5 protein-coding genes, 1 pseudogene and 1 other annotated feature are annotated in these 6,488 nt (G+C 51.7%); of the genes and pseudogenes, 3 read left to right on the top strand and 3 right to left on the bottom strand.

Annotated elements, in window-relative coordinates:
• Positions 1 to 54: 54 nt before the first annotated feature.
• Positions 55 to 178, bottom strand: a sequence feature (Phe leader region).
• The 3 genes from pheL to bamD all read right to left on the bottom strand — a co-directional run bounded on the left by pheL (position 130) and on the right by bamD (position 1,718).
• Entirely contained in the window at positions 130 to 177 is a 48-nt protein-coding gene (gene pheL, locus CS369_RS13990) for a pheA operon leader peptide PheL (RefSeq protein ID WP_196907589.1), read from the bottom strand. It overlaps the preceding feature by 48 nt.
• Positions 179 to 327: 149 nt before the next feature.
• Positions 328 to 660: a ribosome-associated translation inhibitor RaiA gene (gene raiA / locus CS369_RS13985; protein WP_196907587.1), complete on the bottom strand. Its 333-nt coding sequence runs from the start codon at positions 658 to 660 to the stop codon at positions 328 to 330.
• Between the two features lie 323 nt (positions 661 to 983).
• The gene (gene bamD, locus CS369_RS13980) at positions 984 to 1,718 is read right to left on the bottom strand and encodes an outer membrane protein assembly factor BamD (RefSeq protein ID WP_196907585.1); all 735 of its coding nucleotides are present in this window, start codon (positions 1,716 to 1,718) and stop codon (positions 984 to 986) included.
• Between the two features lie 133 nt (positions 1,719 to 1,851).
• Between bamD and rluD the strand changes: the two genes are divergently transcribed.
• The 3 genes and pseudogenes from rluD (at position 1,852) to clpB (ending at position 6,285) form a co-directional block, all read left to right on the top strand.
• On the top strand, positions 1,852 to 2,829 hold the full coding sequence (rluD, locus tag CS369_RS13975) for a 23S rRNA pseudouridine(1911/1915/1917) synthase RluD (protein WP_196907583.1): 978 nt from the start codon (positions 1,852 to 1,854) through the stop codon (positions 2,827 to 2,829).
• A gap of 10 nt (positions 2,830 to 2,839) precedes the next feature.
• Entirely contained in the window at positions 2,840 to 3,574 is a 735-nt protein-coding gene (gene yfiH / locus CS369_RS13970; RefSeq protein ID WP_196907581.1) for a purine nucleoside phosphorylase YfiH, read from the top strand.
• Between the two features lie 134 nt (positions 3,575 to 3,708).
• A pseudogene (gene clpB / locus CS369_RS13965) lies at positions 3,709 to 6,285 on the top strand (ATP-dependent chaperone ClpB).
• Positions 6,286 to 6,488: the final 203 nt, after the last annotated feature.

Here is a 6,488-nt window from a genome sequence, read left to right as displayed (position 1 = left end):
CTCTCCTGAAAGAAAAACACCCTGTCAGCGTACCGCTACAGGGTGGGGGTGACCATCTCATTAGCCCCCTGTTCAGGAGGCTTTCTGGTTCGTCTTCGTATTCTTTCAATATGACGAATCGCCTCCCAATCAGGGGAAGGTAAAAAAGAATACGAAGAAAAACGGTGTGTGGCTCATTGGTTACCTGTTAAGCGCTAGCGCTCTCATGGGGTGAAAGTACCTATTGGCTTTTCGTTCTGTCAACTAAAAAGCGAAGGAGCCTTATCCTCAGAAACAAAAACGCGCCTTGACGGCGCGTTTTTGGCTACTGTTATCTGAAGGTTTCGGTTATGACAACTCAATATCCGCGTCTTTGACGCTGGCCGTCGTTGCCCGACGAGCTTCTCCCTTATGCTGCATCTTGTTCAGTTGGCGCTCCAGTTTCGCGAGCAGCTCATTAATGGCAGCGTACATATCTTCATGCTTGGCGCTGGCGACCAAGGGACCATTAGGCGTACTGATAGTCGCATCGGCAACAAAACCCACCGGTTCTTTGGATAAAATAATATGTGGGTTAATCAGGTGAGTTTGCCATTTATCCAGATTGGTTAGACGGTCTTCGACATGCTGACGTATTGCGGGGGTGATTTCCATTTGCTTACTGGTAATGTTGATCGTCATATAACATACCTCTCTGCTCTTGCCGTCTCACTTAGATAACTTCAGCATAGCCGTAAATGGGATAAAAATCGTGATCTACATCACTTTTATTTGGCTGGTCGGATCACCTAGTTGCAATTTGTGAAGCACATAGAGGAAGCGCGACGCAAGGCTTGAGACCTGATGCAACTGGTGGCATTATCAATGAGATCGATGGCGTCCAGACAAGGTCAGTGGCGGGATGATGCTCGGGTACTGTTCCGACGTTGGAATAAAAAAACGGCAAACCAAAGTTGCCGTTTTTTTCTGTTTACGCGTGTGCTTAGGGCCGTGTTGCTTTCTGGTTAAGCGGGATTGGCCTCAACGATTTTCGCGACTTTATCCGCCTGACCCAGCAGTCGGAGTTCTCTGTAAGCATTTTCCATCAACGGAAGCGCTCTTTTCGTCGCTTGCGTGTCCGGGAAATCACGCATCATTTGTTCTACGCGATTAACAACGGCGACGTAGGCACCGCGTTTGGTGTAATATTCCGCGACTGAAAGTTCGTATTTAGCTAAACGTTCTTTCAGGAATACCAGACGTTTGCCCGCATCCGTGGCAAACTGGCTGCGAGGATACGCTTGCAGCAACTGGCGGAAGTCACGAAACGCCGCGCGTGCATATTGCGGATCGCGGTCAGAGCGGTCAACGCCGAAGAACCCCTGAAGTACGCTATCATCCTGAGCCATGTTGGTTAAACCACGCATGTACAGCACATAGTCCACGCTCGGGTGTGTCGGGTTGAGGCGCAGGAAGCGGTCAATGGAGGCTTGCGCCATCGCCAGTTCTGCGGACTTGTAATAAGCATAAATCAGGTCAAGCTGCACTTGCTGAGAATAGGGCCCGAAAGGATATCGGTTATCCAATGCTTCCAACTGTGTGATTGCTGCTTTAAAGTTACCGTCCTGCAATTTTTGTTGAGCGGTAGCATAAATTTCAGAAGGCGGACTGTCGGGAACCGTATCCTTGGAGCTGTTGGAGCAACCCGCTAGCGCCAGGCTCAACGTGGCTGCAGCCACCAGATATTTCATTCGCATCATAACGTTTTGATTATCCTCAGAGTGTTATGCCGGGAGACTGGCCGTTACGCTCCCGGGTAAGACTAGCTACAATAGTACATTATTTTAAACGGCATCGCCGCGAAAACCCAACGTTAACGAAGAAGCTGCAACTATGGCACAACAAGTACAACTCACCGCAACGGTGGCTGAGTCTCAACTCGGTCAACGGTTAGATCAGGCTTTGGCCGAATTGTTCCCTGATTATTCACGTTCTCGCATAAAAGAATGGATCCTGGACGATCGGGTACAGATTAACGGCAATATGATAAATAAGCCAAAAGAGAAAGTGTTAGGCGGTGAAGCCATTACGATTGATGCCTTGATCGATGAAGAAGTTCGCTGGGAAGCACAAGATATCGCACTGGATATCGTTTATGAAGATCAAGACATTCTGGTGATCAATAAACCGCGCGATCTGGTGGTTCACCCTGGCGCGGGCAACCCGGAAAGTACCGTGCTCAATGCGTTGCTGCACCATTTTCCTGCTATTGGCGACGTTCCGCGCGCAGGCATTGTGCACCGCCTGGATAAAGACACCACGGGATTGATGGTGGTCGCGAAAACCGTGCCAGCGCAAACGCGACTGGTGGAATCGCTTCAGGCGCGTGAAATCACGCGTGAGTACGAAGCCGTTGCGATTGGTCGCATGACGGCCGGAGGCACAGTCAATGAACCGATGAGCCGCCATCCCACCAAACGCATCCATATGTCGGTGCATCCCATGGGAAAACCGGCCGTTACCCATTACCGCATTATGGAACATTTTCGCAGCCATACGCGTTTACGCCTGCGTCTTGAAACGGGTCGTACACACCAGATTCGTGTTCACATGGTGCACATCAACCATCCGCTGGTGGGCGATCAACGGTATGGCGGTCGTCCTCGCTTGCCTAAAGGGGCATCAGAGGAACTGGTGACCGCACTGCGCACGTTCGATCGTCAGGCGTTACACGCGACTATGCTACGCCTTTATCATCCCATCAGCGGGATTGAAATGGAGTGGCATGCCCCCATACCACAAGATATGGTTGATTTAATTGAGGTATTAAAAGCGGACGCCGAGGCGTTCAAAGATCAATATGACTGGTGACGAGAGGCTGATGACGAGCGAACTGATACTGCCTGACTGGCCTGCACCGCAACGTGTGCGTGCCTGTAGTACCACGCGAAGAGGAGGCGTGAGCCAAACGCCCTTTGATTTGTTGAATCTTGGTGCGCACGTAGGCGATCGACCAGAGGCGGTGTTAGATAATCGTCAGCGACTGGTCACGCGGGCCGATTTGCCTGCGATGCCGCAGTGGCTAAATCAGGTGCATGGAACGCAGGTGGTTTCATTAGCGTCTTCGGCGTCAGGCGTGCCGACCGGTGATGCAGCCTACACCAATCAATCTGGTCTGGTGTGCGCGGTGATGACCGCAGACTGTTTGCCGGTGCTGTTTTGCTCGGATAGCGGTGATGAAGTGGCTGCCGCGCATGCGGGCTGGCGCGGTTTGTGTTCTGGCGTGCTGGAAGCGACATTGCGTCATTTTCGCGCCCCTGTGTCGTCCGTGATGGCATGGCTTGGGCCGGCGATCGGGCCGCAGGCGTTTGAGGTTGGCCCTGAGGTGCGCGATGCTTTTATTGAACAGCACCCTGCCGCCGCAGACGCATTTATCGCTAAGGATAACAAGTTCATTGCCGATATCTACCAGCTAGCGCGTTTGCGCTTGCAAGCTCAAGACGTGACGAAAATTTTTGGTGGCGATGCCTGTACTGTGACTCAGGCCGACAAATTTTTCTCATATCGCCGCGATGGAACTACGGGTCGTATGGCAAGTTTAATCTGGCTGATATAACCTACTGAATTAAGACGATCCATTGCAAGTAACTGCATTCCTTCTATTTTACTGGCAAAATAATCTTGAAATTTTGAGGGATGACCTCATTTAATCTCCAGTAACAATTTTGACCAGTATGTATGGGAGGAGTTATGCGTCTGGATCGTCTTACCAATAAATTCCAGCTTGCCCTTGCGGATGCGCAATCTCTGGCGCTCGGCAAGGATCATCAGTTTATCGACCCGTTACACGTCATGAGTGCGCTGTTGCAGCAGGAGGGCGGTACGGTCAGCCCGCTGTTGACCACGGCAGGTGTAAACGCTGTTCGTCTGAAAGCGGATATAGAACAGGCCATCGCGCGTTTACCGCAGGTGCAGGGCGTTGATGGCGATGTGCAACCCTCCAATGAATTCGTCCGTACTCTCAATCTGTGCGACAAGATTGCACAGAAGCGCGGCGATGCGTTTATCTCTTCCGAACTGTTTTTGCTGGCGGCGCTGGATACTCGCGGCACGTTGAGCGATCTCCTGGCGCGGGTAGGGGCAAACAAAGAAGCCGTTTCTAAAGCCATTGACCAGATACGTGGTGGTGAACAGGTGAACGATCAAAATGCGGAAGATCAGCGACAAGCGCTAAAGAAATTCACCATCGATTTAACCGAACGCGCTGAACAGGGCAAATTGGACCCGGTCATCGGCTGTGATGAAGAAATTCGCAGAACGATTCAGGTGCTGCAACGCCGTACCAAAAATAACCCGGTATTGCTCGGTTAACCTGGCGTCGGGAAAACGGCAATCGTAGAAGGATTAGCCCAGCGTATCGTTAACTGTGAAGTGCCCGAAGGGCTGAAACACAAGCGCGTGCTGTCGTTAGACATGGGAGCATTGATTGCCGGTGCCAAATACCGTGGTGAGTTCGAAGAACGTCTGAAAGGGGTGCTTAACGATCTGGCAAAACAGGAAGGTAGCGTCATCCTGTTTATCGATGAGTTGCATACCATGGTTGGCGCGGGCAAAGCTGACCGCGCAATGGATGCGGGTAACATGCTCAAGCCCGCATTGGAGCGCGGGGAGTTGCATTGCGTTGGCGCAACCACGCTGGACGAATACCGGCAATACATTGAGAAAGACGCTGCGCTGGAACGCCGATTCCAAAAGGTGTTTGTGGCGGAACCCAATGTTGAAGACACGATCGCGATTCTGCGTGGGCTCAAAGAACGTTATGAATTGCACCACCACGTGCAAATCACTGACCCGGCGATTGTGGCGGCGGCCATGCTGTCGCACAGCTACATTGCTGACAGGCAACTTCCGGATAAAGCCATTGACCTGATTGATGAAGCGGCATCAAGCATTCGTATGCAGATGGATTCGAAACCAGAATCTCTGGATCGCCTGGACAGACGTATCATTCAGTTAAAGTTGGAACAGCAGGCGCTGAAAAAAGAATCCGACGAGGCCAGCCAAAAGCGGCTGTCTTTGCTGAACGAAGAGCTTGAGCAGAAAGAACGCGACTACTCCAAGCTTGAAGAAGAGTGGAAAGCGGAGAAAGCCTCTCTCAGCGGTACGCAAAATATCAAGGCCGCATTGGAACAAGCGAAGATCGAATTGGAGCAGGCGCGTCGTCAGGGCGATCTCGCTCGCATGTCGGAGTTGCAGTATGGGCGCTTGCCCGAGCTTGAAAAACAGATAGCGACGACGACGCAGGCGGAAGGGAAAACCATGCACCTGTTACGCAACAAAGTGACCGATGCCGAAATTGCCGAAGTGCTAGCTAGATGGACGGGAATTCCCGTTGCACGCATGTTGGAAAGTGAACGAGACAAGCTGCTGCGTATGGAGCAAGAGCTTCATCAGCGCGTTATCGGGCAAGATGAGGCGGTCAGCGCCGTGGCGAACTCGATTCGTCGCAGTCGTGCAGGCCTTTCCGATCCTAATCGACCCATTGGATCGTTCCTGTTCTTGGGGACAACCGGGGTGGGGAAAACCGAGCTGTGCAAAACGCTGGCAGCTTTTTGGTTCGACAGCGATGACGCCATGGTGCGTATCGATATGTCTGAATTTATGGAAAAGCACTCGGTGTCTCGTTTGGTGGGCGCACCTCCGGGATACGTGGGGTATGAAGAAGGGGGATATCTCACCGAAGCGGTTCGGCGGCGTCCTTATTCCGTGATCCTGCTTGATGAGGTTGAAAAAGCCCATCCGGATGTATTCAACATTCTGTTGCAGGTGCTTGGCGATGGCCGCTTGACGGATGGGCAAGACAGAACGGTGGATTTCCGTAATACGGTTATCGTGATGACCTCGAACCTGGGTTCCGATCTCATCCAGGAACATTTCGGTGAAATGGATTATGTCGGGATGCGTGACATGGTTCTGGATGTGGTCAGCCATCGTTTCCGTCCGGAGTTTATCAACCGTATCGATGAAGTCGTGGTATTCCACCCATTGGGTCAGGCACACATTATGTCCATCGCGCGTATTCAGTTGCAGCGGTTGTACAAGCGGCTGGAAGAGCGTGGCTATCAGGTCACGATGACCGAGGCCGCATTGGAACAATTGGGGCTAAGTGGTTTTGACCCGGTTTACGGTGCCCGACCGCTCAAACGTGCTATCCAGCAGCAGATTGAAAACCCACTGGCCCAGGAAATCCTGTCGGGCAAATTGATTCCGGGGAAACCGATCACTTTGGATGTTGATGGCAGCGAAAAGCATATTGGCAGTGATTAACATAATGTTTTGTAAAGTGAAAACATTAAGCGGCACAGGCGTGCCGCTTTTTTTATACAGAGTGGCTGTGTTAAAAATAAGCGCTTGGAATTTTTTTTTACATTTAGCGCTTGTCAGCGCGAAAGAACTCCATATAATGCGCCTCCACTGACACGGCAACAGCGACACGCGGTTGCGGTAACAGTCGGAAAGTTAAACGCGAA

This window comes from Candidatus Symbiopectobacterium sp. 'North America' (genome assembly GCF_015762685.1).
Classification (GTDB): domain Bacteria; phylum Pseudomonadota; class Gammaproteobacteria; order Enterobacterales; family Enterobacteriaceae; genus Symbiopectobacterium.
Note: the sequence above shows the minus strand (reverse complement) of the source record. Positions and strands in the feature narration are given on the sequence as shown.

What these genes read in the sequence shown, in the direction of transcription:
- yfiH (WP_196907581.1), top strand. Translation starts at nt 2,840, where the DNA reads ATGACGAGCGAACTGATACTGCCTGACTGGCCTGCACCGCAACGTGTG.
- rluD (WP_196907583.1), top strand. Translation starts at nt 1,852, where the DNA reads ATGGCACAACAAGTACAACTCACCGCAACGGTGGCTGAGTCTCAACTC.
- bamD (WP_196907585.1), bottom strand. Translation starts at nt 1,718, where the DNA reads ATGATGCGAATGAAATATCTGGTGGCTGCAGCCACGTTGAGCCTGGCG.
- raiA (WP_196907587.1), bottom strand. Translation starts at nt 660, where the DNA reads ATGACGATCAACATTACCAGTAAGCAAATGGAAATCACCCCCGCAATA.